Genomic DNA, 16,076 nt, shown 5'->3' on the forward strand with positions numbered 1-16,076 from the left:
GCGCTTGACGCCCCTATCAAGATCGCAAAAAAAACGCCCAGCACCCTTTCGGGTACTGGACGTTCTTGTGGTCGACGCCTGTTCTCTTAACGCTTGGAGAACTGCGGACGACGACGGGCCTTGCGCAGGCCGACTTTCTTACGCTCGACTTCACGAGCATCACGAGTGACGTAGCCGGCGGCACGCAGTGCCGGACGGAAGTCCTCGTTGTAAGCCATCAGGGCACGAGTGATGCCGTGACGGATGGCGCCAGCTTGAGCGGAACCACCACCACCGGCGACAGTGACGTAGACGTCGAACTGTTCGGTAGTTTCGGTCAGCTCGAGCGGCTGGCGAACAACCATGCGACCTGTCACACGACCGAAGTAGTCGTTCAGGTCACGCTGGTTGACGGTGATTTTGCCGGTGCCCGGCTTCAGGAAGACGCGCGCGGTAGAAGTCTTGCGGCGCCCGGTACCGTAGTGCTGCTGTGTCATGGCGATGCTTCCCTCAGATGTTCAGTTCTTGCGGCTGCTGCGCAGCGTGCGGATGCTCGGCGCCAGCATAGACTTTCAGCTTGGACTGCATGGCACGACCCAGCGGGCCCTTCGGCAGCATGCCCTTCACCGCCAGCTCGATCACGCGCTCAGGCTTGTGCTCGATCATCTGGTTGAAGTTCATGGAGCGCAGGCCGCCCGGGTAACCGGTGTGACGGTAGTAGGTCTTGGCTTCTGCCTTGCGACCAGTCACAGCGACTTTCTCGGCGTTGATGACGACGATGTAGTCGCCAGTGTCAACGTGCGGAGTGTACTCGGCTTTATGCTTGCCGCGCAGGCGACGAGCAATTTCGGTAGCCATACGGCCCAGCGTCTTGCCGGCTGCGTCGACGACGAACCAGTCACGCTGGACGGACTGCGGCTTGGCAGTAAACGTCTTCATGGATGAATCACCTATAGTCGGGTCTTGCACTTGAGTGCGCGACCAATCCCTATTTTTCTTGGTTGTCCGACGCCTGGCAGTCAGTGGCAGGCCGCTTGCGCGGTCACCGCCGACTCGACTCCAGACTGCCCACGCCCATCAAGGGTGATTGACCCAGGACGACTCGTGGACCGGACAACAATTCGAGCGAGCGCGTATTGTACATGCCAGACGCCCGCACCACAAAGGCTATTTCGTCTTCCGACATCGCCTCATGGCTTGTGAGGCAGCGCCAGGTATTCACGCGACTGCATTTCCTGCAGGCGTGACAGGGTGCGCTCGAATTCGAAGTCGAGGTTGCCGCCGGTGTAGAGCTTCTCGACCGGTGTCTCGGCACTCATCAGCAGCTTGACGCCACGGTCATAGAACTCATCGACCATATTGATGAAGCGGCGCACCTGATCATCGCTGTCACGCCCCATCTGCGGCACCTCCGACACCAGCACGGTGTGGAACTCGCGCGCAAGCTCGATGTAGTCATTCTGGCTGCGCGGGCCATCGCACAGCTCATCGAAATGGAACCACACCACATCCTCGTGGCGACGCAAGGCATGCAGCACGCGGTGATTGATGCTCAAGCCTTCATCGGCATGACCTTCGGCTCCGGCAATGGAGCGGAACTCACGCGCCAGTCTGGCACCGCTCTCGTCACCCAGCGGACTGTGGAACAGCTCGGCATGCTCCAGAGCGCGCAGGCGATAATCGATACCCGAATCCACATTGACCACGGTGCAATGGCGCTTGACCAGGTCGATAGCCGGCAGGAAGCGCGCACGCTGCAGGCCATCCTTGTAGAGATCATCCGGCACGATGTTGGAGGTCGCGACCAGTACCACGCCCTGCTTGAACAACTCCTCGAACAGGGTGGCGAGAATCATGGCATCGGTGATGTCCTTGACGAAGAATTCGTCAAAGCAGATCACGCGCGCTTCCACGGCAAACTTGGCCGCCACCAGCGTCAGCGGGTTCTTCTCGCCCTTGTAATGGCCAAGCTCGTTGTGGACGCGCTGCATGAAGCGGTGGAAGTGCGTCCGCATCTTGTCCGCGAAGGGCAGGCTCTCGTAGAAGGTATCGACGAGATAGGTCTTGCCGCGCCCCACGCCACCCCAGAAATACAGCCCCATGATGTCCGGGGTCCTGTCGACGGCGGCCGGCCGCGACGGCTTGCCGAACAATCGACGCACCTTGGAGCCAAGCCCGCCATTGCCCGTGACATCTTCGACCTTGTCAGGCGTCTGGCGCGGAGTACGCACCAGATCGTCATAAAGGCGCTGCAGGTGACGAACGGCATCTTCCTGGGCGGCATCGTAGGCAAAGTCATCACGCTTGAGGTCTGCCTGGTACTTCTCGAGGGGCGTAGGTGCTGGCATGGAGAAACCCGGTGCAGGCCAGTGGACATTGGCAGCACATCATCGTGATGGCCTGCCCCGGCGGTGAAGATCACCGCAGTCGTGACACAAGGAGAGCGACGTGAACGAGAGCAATATTGACTGGATCCTGGCCATCGCCTGTTTTCTGGCTGGCATCGGTATCGGCGCCTTGTGCTACCACCTCCTGAATGCCAACGTGGCCCGCAATCAGAAGACCCGCCAGAAGCTGGCGGAGCGTGAGCTGGAACTGACCCAGTTCCGTGACGCCCTGAATGATCATTTCTCCAAGGCCAGTGATCTGACGGATCAGATCCAACGTGCCGGCAACGAGCTGCGCCAGCACCTGGCCAGCGGTGCCTCTTCACTGTGCGATGACAGCCAGCTCAAGCGCCGCCTGCTGGATACTGACACCACGCTTGAAGAAGACATGGGCGAGAAGGTCGACCTGCCACGTGACTATGCCGACAATCGCGGCACGCTGTCAGAGGATTTCGGTCTCAAGCCACAACCCGCGGAAGGCGAAGCGCAGAGCGCCAACCCGCCGCGCATCTGAGCAACCTTCAAGCAGGGTTGTCGATATCCACGAAGCGATGCTCGACGCCATGCTCGGCCGCCAGCCACTCGCCCAGCGCCCGAACCCCATCGCGCTCGGTCGCATGATGCCCTGCCGCCAGGTAGGTCACCCCCTCTTCGCGCGCACTGTGCGTGGTCCGCTCCGAGATCTCACCGGACAGGAAGGCATCGACTCCCGCCTCGATGGCCAGACCGATATAGTCCTGCGCCCCTCCCGTGCACCAGGCAATGCGCTTGATCGGCCGATCATGCCCGGCGATCACGAGCACCTCTCGCCCCAGACGACGACTGAACTCGGCCCCCAACGCGGCACTGTCCAGCTCACCGCCTGCCGCAAGCTCATCTGCGAGACGCCCGACATGCACCAGTCCACGCCCGGGGACGCCATCCAGGCATCCTTCACTGACCAACCCCAGGCGCTCGGCCAGCTGGACATTGTTGCCCAGCGTCGGATGGGCATCCAGCGGCAGGTGATACGCCGCCAGATTGATGTCGTTCGCCAGCAGTGTCTTGAGGCGACGGCGCTTCATGCCCGTGATCCGAGCGGGTTCGTTCTTCCAGAAATAGCCGTGATGCACCAGCACCATATCCGCCTGCCATGCCACGGCTTCATCCAGCAGCGCCTGATTGGCGGTAACGCCCGTCAGCACTCTGCGGACCTCGCGCCGCCCCTCGACCTGAAGTCCATTGACGGTGTAATCCTTGAAGGCCTGCGCCTCCAGACAGCCATCCAGCGCCTCGACCAGCACGTCACGATCAGCCATTGAGCCTCCAGCAGTCAGATTCATCGAGTGTTACACTGGCTGCCATTGTAACGGCGCAGCCTCACCATGTAAGCGCATGGCAGCTTCGCCGGGATCAGCAGGTGCTGCCATCTCCCGCCTTGACCCTCTCCGCCGAGCAGCGCGAGGAATCCGCCAATCCGGTACTGCGCGAAGCGCCGCCACTGCAGCGCAACAGCGGGCCGGCCAGCTACCAGACCGCCGTGGACGCCGCCGCCCCCGCCGTCGTCAACATCTACTCCTCGCGCAAGATCGAGGACGACAGCAAGCACCCGCTGATGTCCGACCCCTTCTTCAACCAGTTCTACGGGGAAAATGCCTTGCGCAGCCAGCGCATGCTGTCGAGCCTGGGCTCCGGCGTCATTCTCTCGAGCGACGGCTATATCCTGACCAACAACCATGTCATTCAGGGCGCGGATCAGATACAGGTCGCCCTGCGTGATGGCCGCGAGACACTGGCCAAGGTGGTCGGGGTCGACCCCGAGTCCGATCTCGCGGCGCTGAAGATCGATCTTGAAGATCTGCCGACGGTGGCGATCGCCGACTCGACCCAGGTCCACGTCGGGGATGTCTCGCTGGCCATCGGCAACCCCTTCGGAGTCGGTCAGACCGTCACCATGGGCATCATCTCGGCCACCGGACGCAACCATCTTGGCCTGAATGCCTACGAGGACTTCATCCAGACCGATGCCGCGATCAATCCCGGCAACTCCGGTGGAGCGTTGATCAATACCGATGGCTCACTGGTCGGCATCAATACTGCCATCTACTCCCGCTCCGGTGGCTCGCAGGGCATCGGTTTCGCCATCCCCGCCAACCTGGCACGTGACATCCTCGAATCACTGGTCGATCACGGCCGGGTGATTCGCGGCTGGCTGGGCCTGGAAGTCCAGGAGCTGACGCCGTCGCTGGCGCACTCCTTCGGCTTGAGCGCTCCGCAAGGCGTGGTGGTCGCCGCCGTGCTGCGGGATGGCCCCGCGGCGCAGGCCGGCCTGCGTCCCGGTGACATCCTGACGGCAGTCGCCGGCAAGCGCCTGATCGATGCACGCCTTGCCATGGCCGACATCGCCGCGGTCAAGCCGGGCGACACCCTGCAACTCAATCTGTTGCGGGATGGCAAGCCCATGGAGGTCAGCGTCAAGGTCGGTGAGCGGCCGATTCCCGACAGCACGCCCATGCTCACTCGATGATGCGATTCTCGGCACTACGGGCGTGAGCGGTCAGCGACTCACCCCGCGCCAGCACCGATGCGGTACGCCCGAGGATGGAGGCACCTTCGGCCGAGCACTGGATCAACGAGGAGCGCTTCTGGAAGTCATAGACTCCCAGCGGCGAGGAGAAGCGCGCGGTACCGGACGTCGGCAGCACGTGATTCGGGCCGGCACAGTAATCGCCCAGTGCCTCGGAGGTGTGGGAGCCCATGAAGATGGCGCCCGCATGGCGGACACCTTCGACCCACGCTTCCGGATCCGCCACCGACAGCTCCAGGTGCTCCGGCGCGATACGGTTGGTCAGTTCCAGCGCCTGCTCCGGCCCGCTGACGCGAATCAGGGCGCCACGCTCGCGCAGCGAGGTCTTGATGATCTCGGCACGCTCCATGGTCGGCGCGAGACGTTCGATTGACGCCTCGACCGCAGCGAGGTGCTCATCATCCCAGCTGATCAGGATCGCCTGGGCATCCTCGTCATGCTCGGCCTGCGAGAACAGGTCCATCGCCAGCCAGTCCGGATCGGTCACGCCATCGCTGACCACCAGAATCTCGGACGGTCCGGCGATCATGTCGATGCCGACCTGACCGAATACCGCCCGCTTGGCAGTGGCCACATAGATGTTGCCGGGACCGACGATCTTGTCGACGCGCGGCACCGTCTCGGTGCCATAGGCCAGTGCCGCGACGGCCTGGGCGCCGCCGATGGTGAAGACCCGATCGATACCCGCCAGGTGAGCCGCGGCCAGCACCAGTTCATTGACCACGCCATCGGGGGTCGGCACGACCATGATGATCTCGCGTACACCGGCGACATGCGCGGGGATCGCATTCATCAGCACGGAAGAGGGATAGGCGGCCTTGCCTCCCGGGACATAGATGCCAGCGCGATCCAGCGGCGTGACCTTCTGCCCCAGCAAGCTGCCATGCTCATCCTTGAAGGACCAGCTTTCCGGCTTCTGATGCTCGTGATAAACGCGCACACGCTCCGCCGCGACCGCCAGTGCCTCGCGCTGATCCGCCGGCAGATCGGCGTAGGCCTTTGCCAGACGTTCGGCGTCGATCACCAGCTCCGACATGCTGGAGACACTCAGACGGTCGAAGCGATTGGAAAACTCCACCAGCGCGGCATCGCCTTCCTGCTTGACGCGCGAAAGGATGTCGGTGACACGATGCTGTACCTCGGCATCGGACACCCCCTCCCAGGCCAGCAATGCATCCAGGCGGGCAGTGAAATCGGTATCGCGGCTATCGAGCCGGTTGATCAGGGTATCCATGCGAACCTCTTGTCCCGCCTGACGCAGGCGGTCGATCAACGGCTTGAGGCGATCATGCTTCATGGTCATGGCGGCCTTGTTGACCACCAGACGCGTGCTGATGTCGGTGATCAGCTCACGCGGCTCCATGCCATTGGCACGCAGGGTATTGCCGGTATCGACGATATCGACGATCTCATCGGCCAGATTCATCAACGGGGCCAGCTCCATCGCGCCATACAGCTTGATGACTTCGGCCTGGATGCCCTGTTCCGCGTAGTAGCGACGCGCGACATCGACGAACTTGGTGGCGACGCGACGTCGCGCGCCCTGCTGCTGCTGACCGACGACCCCGGCCGTCATCAGACGGCAGGCCGCGATCTCCAGATCCAGAGGCTCATAGAGACCTTCGGCGCCATGCTCGAGCAGCACGTCCTTGCCGGCGATGCCCAGATCAGCCGCTCCCAGCTGCACATAGGTCGGCACATCGGTGGCGCGAATGATGACCAGCTTGACGTCAGGCAGATTGGTATCGAAGAGCAGCTTGCGGCTCTTGTCCAGATCTTCCAGCGGTTCGATGCCGGCATCCGCCAGCAGCGGCAGGGTTTCCTTGAGGATACGCCCCTTGGAAAGGGCGACGACCAGTTGCTTGCTCATGGGGTATTCGCCCGTGCTTGTGCGTAAGAATTCAGCAGACGCTGCCGACCTGCGATGGCCGGCAGCGCATGGAGGCAGGACTCGGCTCAACCGGCGGAGCGGCGGATGATCACGCCCAGCCCGGAGAGCTTCTCCTCGATGCATTCATAACCACGATCGATGTGGTAAATGCGATCCACCATGGTTTCGCCATCGGCGACGATGGCCGCGATCACCAGCGAGGCCGAGGCACGCAGGTCCGTGGCCATCACCGGAGCGCCCGACAGGCGCTCGGTACCGGTCACCACCGCCGTGTTGCCTTCCAGGGCGATGTGCGCGCCCATGCGGTTGAGCTCCTGCACGTGCATGAAGCGGTTCTCGAAGATGGTCTCGATCACGGTACCGGTGCCTTCGGCCACGGCATTCAGCGCCACGAACTGGGCCTGCATGTCCGTGGGGAATGCCGGATACGGCGCCGTACGGATATTGACCGCCTTCGGACGCTTGCCCTGCATGTCCAGCTCGATCCAGTCATCCCCCGTGGTGATGGTGGCACCGGCTTCTTCCAGCTTGGCAAGCACCGCATCGAGGGTATCGGCGCGCGTACGGGTGACGCGCACCTTGCCACGCGAGGCCGCTGCCGCGACCAGGAAGGTGCCGGTCTCGATGCGATCAGGCATCACGGAGTATTCGCAACCGTGCAGCCTCTCGACCCCTTCGATGACGATGGTATCGGTGCCGTGGCCGGTGATCCTGGCGCCCATGGCGATCAGGCATTCGGCCAGATCGACGACCTCCGGCTCGCGTGCCGCGTTCTCGAGCACGGTGCGCCCATCGGCCAGGGTCGCGGCCATCAGCAGATTCTCGGTACCCGTGACGGTTACCACGTCAAAGACGATGCGAGCGCCCTTGAGGCGGCCACCCGGCGCCTTGGCACGGATGTAACCGTTCTCGACCGAGATCTCCGCGCCCATGGCTTCCAGGCCACGGATGTGCAGATCCACCGGGCGCGAGCCGATGGCGCAACCGCCCGGCAACGAGACTTCGGCACTGCCGAAGTGAGCCAGCAGCGGGCCCAGCACCAGGATCGAGGCGCGCATCTTCTTGACCAGCTCGTAGGGCGCATGACAGTGCTCGACCTTGGAGCCGTCCAGCTGCACGGTCATGTTGTCGCCCATCACCGGCTCGACTCCCATGCGCCCGAGCAATTCCAGGCTGGTGGTGATGTCTTGCAGGTGCGGCAGATTGCTGATGGTCACGGGACCTTCGGACAGCAGTGTCGCTGCCAGGATGGGCAGGGCCGAATTCTTGGCACCACTGGCCCAGACTTCCCCGTTGACCGGCCCGTTGCCGGTGATAATCAGCTTGTCCATGAAATGTTCCGATCAGCTCTGGGCGTTGCCGACGGCAGCATCGAACTGCGCCGGGGTATAGGTACGAATGCTGATGGCGTGAAGCGCGCCAGAGCGAATCTCGTCATTGAGTGCGGCGTAGACCAACTGCTGGGCCTTGACGCGACTGAGGTCAGCGAAGACCTCGCCCACGGCGACGACCTGGAAGTTGCATCCTTCACCCTGGATATGAAAATCGACGTTCTCGATTCGAGCCTCGAGCAGGGCCTTGACATCATTCGGTTGCATGACGGGCGATGACTCCTTCGCGGTGCATGTCCGGGCCAGGCACATTACGCTGCGCTTCGACCTGGGCGATATGACCGCACATGGTAATCAAAAGCGCGCGGGAACGCGATTGGCGGCAGCCTCCTGCCTCCTCCCCGCTGTCCTTTTCCAGGTCGACATCCGGCTGCCAGCCCTTGATGACGGCATCGATATCACGGCCATTGTCACGCATGGCCTGGTCGAACTGATTGCGGAAGGTCAGGCCCAGATTGACGCCATTGACGATCACGTTGACCACTTTCCACTCGTCATTGCGCAGACGCATGGAATAGGCCACCGGGTACACCTTGCCCTTGGTGTCGATCACGTCCATGTAGACGGTGTCCTGATCTTCATAACGACGCTCGCCTTCACTGTCCTTCACTTCGAGCTTGGCGTAGTCAAAGCTCACCAGGCCCTTCGCGTAGGTACCGATCAGGGTGTCATGGAAGACCTTGGAGAATTCGGTACGCTGTTCCGGAGAGGCACCCTTGAAGTACTTGCCCATCACGCTTGCCGCGATGTAGCGGTAATCCACGACCGGCTCGAGGGAGTTGTCGACCAGCGCTTCCAGCTCGTCGACGTGATCCTTGTAATAGCTTTCGCGGCTGTCGATCTTGGTGGTCAGGCCTTCGACGGTATCACGCAGCAGCACGTCCGGCTCCTGGGAAGCGGCAGAGGCCAGCGGGCTCATCGCCATCATGGCAGACAGGCTCAATACGCTCAGTGGACGAATCAGCTGCTTGAGGATATGGGTCATCGGATTTGCTCCTTGAAAATGTGCATCGCGCAGCAGACCGCGAGGTCAGGATGGCAGCCGTGGTGTCCTTGCTCAACTTGCCCTTGAGGCTGCTGTCCAGCTTCATCGTGACACGGGCGTCAAACCACTTGGGATCCAGCTCGATCTTCTCGACACTGCCGATCGCCACGCCCGCCATGGTCACCTTGGACCGCGGCTTGAGGCTTCCTATCCCTGAAAAGTTGGCATTGAGCACGAAGGTGTCATCCGCCTGCTGGAAGGTGACGCCACTGACGCGCAGCCCGAGGAACACCATGCCCAGAAAACCGGCAAGTACGAACAGGCCCACGCCGAACTCGACCATGCGGGTACGTTTCATCCAATATCTCCAAACATGACGGCTGTGAGGACGAAATCGAGTCCCAGCACCGCCAGCGATGAATAAACCACAGTACGTGTGGTCGCGCGTGAAATGCCTTCCGAGGTCGGGATCAGGTCATAGCCCTGGAAGACAGCGATCCAGCTCACCACCAGCCCGAAGACCAGTGACTTGACGACGCCGTTCATGACATCCCCGACGAAGTCGACATTCGATTGCATGCTGCTCCAGTAGGCCCCTTCGTAGATGCCGAGCCAATCGACACCCACGAGCTTGCCACCCAGAATCCCCACGACGCTGAAGCCGATGGTCAACAGCGGCAGGGACACGAAACCGGCCCACAGCCGCGGAGCGACGATCCGCTTGAGGGGATCCACGCCGATCATTTCCATGCTAGTGAGCTGCTCGGTCGCCTTCATCAGGCCGATCTCGGCCGTCAGGGCAGAGCCGGCGCGCCCGGCGAACAGCAGCGCCGCCACGACCGGGGCCAGCTCGCGCAGCAGCGACAGCGACACCATCTGGCCAAGCGCCTCCTCAGCACCGAACCCGACCAGAATGGTATAGCCCTGCAGGGCCAGCACCATGCCGATGAACAACCCCGACACCAGCACGATCGCCAGTGACAGTACGCCGACGAAGTGCATCTGACGCACCCAGAGGGAGAACCCCTCACGGGATGGCAGGCCGACGCCCGCCTGCGCCAGCAGCATGCCGGCGCGGCCGATGGCAGAGATCACCTCGATGGTGCTGCGCCCCAGCGAGGTGATGGCCCCCAGCGGGCCACGATTCAGACCGCTCATGGCCGCTTCTCTGCCATCGAGAATGTCGCCGGCGAAATCCGGCGCGGGATAGTGGAACGGCACCGGTCCATCCGGCTTGCCGTGGATGAACTGGGCCACGCGCGGGTCCGCCTCGGCGTTCAGGGCTTGTGGCGTGCCCTGCGCCATGACCTTGCCATCGGCGATCACATAGACGTAATCGGCGATGGTCAGCGTCTCCTTGATATCGTGAGAGACCACCACCGCCGTCATGCCCAGCGCATCGTTGAGGCGACGGATCAGATTGACCAGCACGCCCATCGAGATGGGGTCCTGACCGGCGAAGGGCTCGTCGTACATGATCAGGTCCGGATCCAGTGCGATGGCGCGTGCCAGCGCGACACGCCGCGTCATGCCACCGGAGAGCTCGGCGGGCATCAGTTCACGCGCCCCACGCAGCCCGACGGACTCGAGCTTGATCAGCACGATGTCGCGGATCATCGCCTCGGGGAGATTGGTATGGACTCGCAACGGGAAGGCCACGTTCTCGAACACGCTGAGATCCGAGAACAGCGCACCACTCTGGAACAGCATGCCCATGCGACGACGCATGCGGAACAGTTCGCGCCGCGACAGGGCATGCACATGGTGACCGGCGATATCTACACGCCCGGCGGACGGGGTCAACTGCCCCCCGATCAGCTTGAGCAGCGTCGTCTTGCCGGTACCGGAGGGCCCCATGATGGCGGTGATCTTGCCACGCGGAATCTTCAGGTCTATCCCGGAGAAGATCTCGCGCTCTCCACGGGTGAAGCGCAGGCCTTCGACACGAATCAATGCGTCGTCGAGGTCGATGTCAGCGGAGCCACGGCGAGAGGATGGCGATGCATCAGCGCCGGCCGCAGCGGTCGCTGTAGCAGCCTGACCGGGTAATTCAGTCATAGAAGCATCCGCTGTGAGGGAGGATCACATCATTCGGGAATCAAGTTAGTTAGCGAACATCGTATCCGAACCCGCCCCCTCACTACCAGTCCCCTTGCCTTGCAATGCCTTGGGGGGATGCGTTTAATGGCGCGGTCACTGGCGACAAGCCGCTGCCCTGCCTCCTGCCCCGAGAGTTCCGATGCTATATCCCATCCTCGCTGTCATCCTTGGCCTGATAGGTCTTGTCTGGAGCGCCGATCGCTTCGTCGAAGGCGCCGCCGCTACCGCATGGCGAGCTGGCATGAGCAAGCTGCTCATCGGGATGACCATCGTCTCCATCGGCACTTCGGCGCCGGAGATCGTGGTCTCGATCATGGCCTCGCTTGACGGCACCCCCGACATCGCCACCGGCAATGCTCTGGGGTCCAACATCGCCAACATCGGTCTGGTGCTGGGCGTCACGGCGCTCATCGCTCCCATCCCGGTGCATTTCGGCCTGGTGCGCCGTGAACTGCCGCTGCTGCTGGCCGCGACGGCACTGGGGGGCTATGCCCTCTCCAACAGCGGGCTCGAGCGTCTGGATGGCATCCTGCTGCTGGCACTGCTGGTGTTCACGCTTGTCTGGCTGTTCAAGGTCGACTCGCCGAGTGACGCCGAGAGTCAGGATGACGTCCCCGAGATGAGCGCCGGACGCGCCATCTTCTGGCTGCTCTTCGGTCTGGCGGTGTTGATCGCCAGCTCACGCGCGCTGGTCTGGGGCGCCACCGATATCGCCCAGGCACTCGGCGTCCCCGAACTGATCATCGGGCTGACCGTCATCGCCATCGGTACCAGCCTGCCGGAGCTCGCGGCCAGCGTGGCCAGCGCACTCAAGCGCCATCACGACATCGCCATCGGCAACGTCATCGGCTCCAACCTCTTCAACATCCTGGCTGTCCTGCCGGTACCGGGCCTGCTGGCACCGGGGCCGGTGGATGGCAGCGCCATCAGTCGCGACTACCCGGTGATGCTCGGTCTGACCCTGATGCTGGCTGCCCTGCTCATCTGGCAGCGTCGCGGCCGCATCGGCCGTGGTCCGGGGCTGGTGCTGCTGGCCTGCTACCTCGGCTACACGGCCTGGCTTGCCATCAGCCTGACTCGCTGACGCCTGTGGCCATGCAGGCGGATTTCCGCGCCAGCGCCCGACGCACCTTCGCGATCGAGGGCGCCGCCATCGCGGCACTGGAGCACCAACTGGATGCAGAGTTCGATCATGCCTGCCAGCTGATGATGGCGACCAAGGGCCGGGTGATCGTCACCGGCATGGGGAAATCCGGCCATATCGCCAGCAAGATCGCGGCGACTCTGGCCAGCACCGGCACGCCGGCATTCTTCGTGCATCCCGGCGAAGCCAGCCATGGGGATCTCGGCATGATCACCTCGTCGGACACGGTGCTGGCACTGTCCAATTCCGGTGAAACCGCCGAAGTCACCGCCCTGCTGCCACTGCTCAAGCGCATGGGGACGCCGCTGGTCTCGATGACCGGCAAGCCCGGCTCGACGCTCGCGCGTGATGCAGACGCACACCTGGACACCAGCGTCGCCCAGGAGGCCTGTCCGCTGAACCTGGCACCGACGGCCTCCACGACCGCCGCACTGGTGATGGGGGATGCGCTGGCCGTGGCACTGCTGGAAGCCCGCGGCTTCACCGCCGAGGAGTTCGCACTCTCTCATCCCGGTGGCAGCCTTGGGCGGCGACTGCTGCTGCGCGTCCAGGACGTCATGCATCAAGGCGATGCCCTGCCACGCGTGGCGCTGGGCAGCCCGCTGCGCGATGCGCTGCTCGAGATCACCCGCCAGGGCATGGGGTTCACCTGCGTGATCGACGAGGACGAGCATCTGGTCGGCGTCTATACCGATGGGGATCTGCGCCGCACCCTGGATCAGCACGGCGATCTGCGTGCGCTCAAGGTCGATGACGTCATGACGCGCGGTGGCAAGACCATCCGTTCCAGCATGCTGGCCGCCGAGGCGGTGCGCATCATGGAAGAAAACCGCATCAGCGTTCTGGTAGTCTGTGACGAGGATGAGCACCCGATCGGCGCCATCCACATGCACGGCCTGCTGGCCAGCGGCGTGATCTGAACTCCCCCGCGGGATTGCTGTCTCTGCACGACAGCGTCGCCTACAGGAATGCGTCACGCATGCACGGAATGCGAGGAGAAAGACCATGAATGACATCACTTCCCTGGCGGAGGACTACCCCCAGGACATCATCGACCGCTCACGTCGCGTGCGCCTGCTGGCGCTGGATGTGGACGGCGTGCTGACGGACAACCGGCTGCACTACGATGCCAATGGCGTGGAAACCAAGAGCTTCCATGTCCAGGATGGCCACGGCCTCAAGCTGATCCTGCGCAGCGGTATCCGAGTCGCCTTGATCACGGGTCGCAGCTCACCGATGGTGGAACGTCGCGCCAAGGAGCTGGGTATCCAGGACGTCATTCAGGGCCGCGAGGACAAGCTGGTCGCGCTGACCAACCTGTGTCGCGAGCACGATATCGCGCTGGATGAGGTGGCCTACTGCGGAGATGACCTGCCGGATCGCGAAGCCATCCGTCGCGTCGGTCTGGGGGTCAGCGTTCCCAACGCCATGCCCTATGTGATGAGTGAAGCCAACTGGGTGACCACTCGTCAGGGCGGTGATGGTGCCGTGCGCGAGATCTGTGATCTGCTGCTCAAGGCACAGGGCCACTGGGCCTCGGTGCTGGATACCTATCTGCAGGAGTCGCGCGCCTGATGCCACGTCTTCCCCGTCCCTCTCCGCGCCTGTGGCTGATGCTGCTGCTCCTGCTGGTCGGCGGCGTCATGGCCCTGATCGAGCAGCGCAACAGTCTGGAATCGACAGTGGATGTCGACGCCAGCAGTGATGAGCCGGATTACTATCTCGACGGGGCTGACATGACGCGCTTCGATGCGCGGGGAGTGTCGATCCAGTCGATGACCTCCCCGCACATCGAACACACGCCAGGCGATGACGTGACGCGTGCGCAGGCACCGAAGATCCGGACCAACGACAGCGAAGACCGTCGCTGGTACGCCACGGGTGACAGTGGCGTGTTGAGCGCCGGCGGCGACACCTTCACCCTCGAGGGCAATGCCAGACTGCGCCAGCCTTCGGACGCCTGGACACTGGACACCGACGTGCTGCATTACAGTCGTGAGCAGAATCGTGCCTGGAGTGACGTGCCGGTGGTGATCACCCAGAATGGTCAACGCGTCGAGAGTGATCGCTTCAGCGCTGACCTCTCTCAGGATTCCGCCCAGCTGGAAGGCCGCGTCCGCAGTACCCTGCAACCCGGCAAGGGCAAGAGCGATGCCGCCCGGGAAGCCGAGACTCTCGACACCGGCAATGACACCACCCGTGACGATGATGGCCGCGTCTCCAGCACCTTCGATGCCGCGCCGGCCCAGGATCAGTGAGCGCACCCCATGACTTCAACGACTCTCACGCCCTTGACGGTCTGGCGCCAGACACTCAGACCCGGTGTCATGGCCCTTGGCCTGGCACTTGGCATGACGACGCTTTCCCCGACCGCACTGGCGCTGGACAGCGATGCCAACCAGCCGATCAACATTGCCGCCGACTCACTGTCACTGGATGACAAGGCCGGCACAGCCACCTATACCGGTCGCGTGGAAATGCGCCAGGGCAGCATGAAGCTGGATGCCGCGCGCGTGGACATCAGTCGCGCCGACAGCGGCGAGATTTCCCTGGTCAAGGCCACCGGCCAGCGCGCCTACATGGAGCAGAAACCCGATACCGACGAGCGACTGGTCAAGGGCTGGGCGAATACCATTCGCTACCACGCGCTGGAACGTCGGGTGGAACTGGTCGGCGATGCCCGTCTGGAGAAAGGCGATGACACCTTCGAAGGTGGCTACGTGGAATACTTCCTGGACAAGCGCCAGGTCAATGCCAGCAATGGCACATGACTGCTGCCAGCCCACGTACCCTCAGCGCTCGTCATCTGGCCAAGGCCTACAAGGGTCGCAAGGTCGTCAAGGACATCTCGCTGGAAATCCGCCAGGGTGACATCGTAGGCCTGCTGGGCCCCAACGGGGCCGGCAAGACGACCTCGTTCTACATGATCGTCGGCCTCGTGCGCTCGGATGCCGGTAGCGTGACCATCGATGACCACGACCTGTCCGGCGCCGCCATGCATCAGCGGGCTCGCGCCGGCATCGGCTATCTGCCCCAGGAAGCCTCGATCTTCCGCAAGCTCTCGGTATCCGACAACATCATGGCGATCCTCGAGACGCGCAAGGACCTGGATCGCAACGGACGCAAGGCACGCCTGGAGGAGCTGCTCAACGAGTTCAGCATCACGCATATTCGTGACAGTGCCGGCATGAGCCTTTCCGGCGGGGAGCGCCGCCGCGTGGAGATCGCTCGCGCACTGGCCACCGAGCCAGACTTCGTGCTGCTCGATGAGCCGTTTGCCGGCGTGGACCCCATCTCGGTGGGCGAGATCAAGAGCATCGTGCGCCAGCTGCGCGACCGCGGTATCGGGGTGCTGATCACCGACCACAACGTGCGCGAGACACTCGACATCTGCGATACCGCCTACATCGTGGGCGATGGTCAGATCATCGCGCATGGCGACGCCGACACCATCCTCGCCAACCAGCAGGTGCGTGATGTCTACCTGGGCCATGAGTTCAAGCTCTAGTGCCACACCTCACTCGAACGCATGACGTCCATACCACCTTGGTGGCAACATGGCATGCAAGTTGCTTGAATATTCTCGACTGCCCCTTGTCAGTGCCCCGACCCACGGTATAGCGTAGATGCACG

Annotated in this window: 18 protein-coding genes and 2 pseudogenes; 8 read left to right on the forward strand and 12 right to left on the reverse strand. The window is 63.1% G+C overall.

The annotated features are described in order from the left end of the window. Nucleotides 1-86 precede the first annotated feature (86 nt). The 3 genes from rpsI to zapE all read right to left on the reverse strand — a co-directional run bounded on the left by rpsI (nucleotide 87) and on the right by zapE (nucleotide 2,327). Complete coding sequence (gene rpsI, locus CU110_RS12165; protein WP_043332522.1) at nucleotides 87-476, reverse strand: 30S ribosomal protein S9; 390 nt, start codon at nucleotides 474-476, stop codon at nucleotides 87-89. A 13-nt stretch (nucleotides 477-489) separates the two neighbouring features. Continuing rightward, complete coding sequence (gene rplM, locus CU110_RS12170) at nucleotides 490-918, reverse strand: 50S ribosomal protein L13 (RefSeq protein ID WP_065392477.1); 429 nt, start codon at nucleotides 916-918, stop codon at nucleotides 490-492. 251 nt (nucleotides 919-1,169) lie between these two features. Next, nucleotides 1,170-2,327, reverse strand: a complete 1,158-nt coding sequence (gene zapE / locus CU110_RS12175; protein WP_084209219.1) for a cell division protein ZapE — start codon at nucleotides 2,325-2,327, stop codon at nucleotides 1,170-1,172. 100 nt (nucleotides 2,328-2,427) lie between these two features. On the opposite strand from zapE, the gene CU110_RS12180 reads away from it, so the two are divergent. After that, a complete protein-coding gene (locus tag CU110_RS12180) occupies nucleotides 2,428-2,880 on the forward strand; it encodes a DUF1043 family protein (RefSeq protein ID WP_077371632.1) in 453 nt (150 codons plus the stop codon). Nucleotides 2,881-2,887: 7 nt separating this feature from the next. Here CU110_RS12180 and CU110_RS12185 read toward each other — a convergent pair whose 3' ends face one another. Then, nucleotides 2,888-3,664, reverse strand: a complete 777-nt coding sequence (locus tag CU110_RS12185) for a Nif3-like dinuclear metal center hexameric protein (protein WP_084209220.1) — start codon at nucleotides 3,662-3,664, stop codon at nucleotides 2,888-2,890. Between the two features lie 101 nt (nucleotides 3,665-3,765). Here CU110_RS12185 and CU110_RS12190 point away from each other — a divergent pair, with 101 nt between their 5' ends. Next, nucleotides 3,766-4,872: a Do family serine endopeptidase gene (locus CU110_RS12190; protein ID WP_240665380.1), complete on the forward strand. Its 1,107-nt coding sequence runs from the start codon at nucleotides 3,766-3,768 to the stop codon at nucleotides 4,870-4,872. Here CU110_RS12190 and hisD read toward each other — a convergent pair. The 8 genes and pseudogenes from hisD to CU110_RS12225 all read right to left on the reverse strand — a co-directional run. Continuing rightward, a complete protein-coding gene (hisD, locus tag CU110_RS12195; RefSeq protein ID WP_077371622.1) occupies nucleotides 4,862-6,166 on the reverse strand; it encodes a histidinol dehydrogenase in 1,305 nt (434 codons plus the stop codon). The two genes, CU110_RS12190 and hisD, sit on opposite strands and share 11 nt — an antisense overlap. 24 nt (nucleotides 6,167-6,190) lie before the next feature. Next, nucleotides 6,191-6,802 (reverse strand): annotated as a pseudogene (hisG, locus tag CU110_RS16290) (ATP phosphoribosyltransferase); the annotation flags it as partial. Nucleotides 6,803-6,888: 86 nt separating this feature from the next. Then, the gene (murA, locus tag CU110_RS12200; protein WP_077371616.1) at nucleotides 6,889-8,154 is read right to left on the reverse strand and encodes a UDP-N-acetylglucosamine 1-carboxyvinyltransferase; all 1,266 of its coding nucleotides are present in this window, start codon (nucleotides 8,152-8,154) and stop codon (nucleotides 6,889-6,891) included. Between the two features lie 12 nt (nucleotides 8,155-8,166). Continuing rightward, nucleotides 8,167-8,421, reverse strand: a complete 255-nt coding sequence (locus CU110_RS12205) for a BolA/IbaG family iron-sulfur metabolism protein (protein WP_084209222.1) — start codon at nucleotides 8,419-8,421, stop codon at nucleotides 8,167-8,169. Next, nucleotides 8,408-9,199 (reverse strand): ABC transporter substrate-binding protein, encoded by a 792-nt coding sequence (locus CU110_RS12210; protein ID WP_127736164.1) that lies wholly within the window; start codon nucleotides 9,197-9,199, stop codon nucleotides 8,408-8,410. The genes CU110_RS12205 and CU110_RS12210 overlap by 14 nt, the downstream gene beginning before the upstream one ends. After that, nucleotides 9,081-9,557 (reverse strand): outer membrane lipid asymmetry maintenance protein MlaD, encoded by a 477-nt coding sequence (locus CU110_RS12215; RefSeq protein ID WP_127736167.1) that lies wholly within the window; start codon nucleotides 9,555-9,557, stop codon nucleotides 9,081-9,083. Before CU110_RS12215 ends, CU110_RS12210 begins: the two co-directional genes overlap by 119 nt. Then, nucleotides 9,554-10,357 carry a lipid asymmetry maintenance ABC transporter permease subunit MlaE gene (mlaE, locus tag CU110_RS12220; protein ID WP_077371600.1) on the reverse strand — a complete coding sequence of 268 codons (804 nt, stop codon included), beginning with the start codon at nucleotides 10,355-10,357 and terminating at the stop codon, nucleotides 9,554-9,556. Before mlaE ends, CU110_RS12215 begins: the two co-directional genes overlap by 4 nt. Before the next feature lie 18 nt (nucleotides 10,358-10,375). Beyond that, nucleotides 10,376-11,170, reverse strand: a pseudogene (locus tag CU110_RS12225) (ATP-binding cassette domain-containing protein); the annotation flags it as partial. Between the two features lie 268 nt (nucleotides 11,171-11,438). Between CU110_RS12225 and CU110_RS12230 the strand changes: the two are divergent. The 6 genes from CU110_RS12230 (at nucleotide 11,439) to lptB (ending at nucleotide 15,951) form a co-directional block, all read left to right on the forward strand. Further along, complete coding sequence (locus CU110_RS12230; protein ID WP_084209224.1) at nucleotides 11,439-12,383, forward strand: calcium/sodium antiporter; 945 nt, start codon at nucleotides 11,439-11,441, stop codon at nucleotides 12,381-12,383. Between the two features lie 11 nt (nucleotides 12,384-12,394). Further along, nucleotides 12,395-13,363 carry a KpsF/GutQ family sugar-phosphate isomerase gene (locus tag CU110_RS12235; RefSeq protein ID WP_077373096.1) on the forward strand — a complete coding sequence of 323 codons (969 nt, stop codon included), beginning with the start codon at nucleotides 12,395-12,397 and terminating at the stop codon, nucleotides 13,361-13,363. 85 nt (nucleotides 13,364-13,448) lie between these two features. After that, nucleotides 13,449-14,018 (forward strand): HAD hydrolase family protein, encoded by a 570-nt coding sequence (locus tag CU110_RS12240; protein WP_084209225.1) that lies wholly within the window; start codon nucleotides 13,449-13,451, stop codon nucleotides 14,016-14,018. Further along, nucleotides 14,018-14,701: an LPS export ABC transporter periplasmic protein LptC gene (lptC, locus tag CU110_RS12245; RefSeq protein WP_084209226.1), complete on the forward strand. Its 684-nt coding sequence runs from the start codon at nucleotides 14,018-14,020 to the stop codon at nucleotides 14,699-14,701. Before CU110_RS12240 ends, lptC begins: the two co-directional genes overlap by 1 nt. 9 nt (nucleotides 14,702-14,710) lie before the next feature. After that, nucleotides 14,711-15,214 (forward strand): lipopolysaccharide transport periplasmic protein LptA, encoded by a 504-nt coding sequence (lptA, locus tag CU110_RS12250; RefSeq protein ID WP_240665381.1) that lies wholly within the window; start codon nucleotides 14,711-14,713, stop codon nucleotides 15,212-15,214. Next, nucleotides 15,211-15,951: an LPS export ABC transporter ATP-binding protein gene (lptB, locus tag CU110_RS12255; protein ID WP_103751363.1), complete on the forward strand. Its 741-nt coding sequence runs from the start codon at nucleotides 15,211-15,213 to the stop codon at nucleotides 15,949-15,951. The genes lptA and lptB overlap by 4 nt, the downstream gene beginning before the upstream one ends. Nucleotides 15,952-16,076 lie beyond the last annotated feature (125 nt).

This window comes from Cobetia sp. ICG0124, assembly GCF_004006355.1.
Taxonomy (GTDB): domain Bacteria; phylum Pseudomonadota; class Gammaproteobacteria; order Pseudomonadales; family Halomonadaceae; genus Cobetia; species Cobetia marina.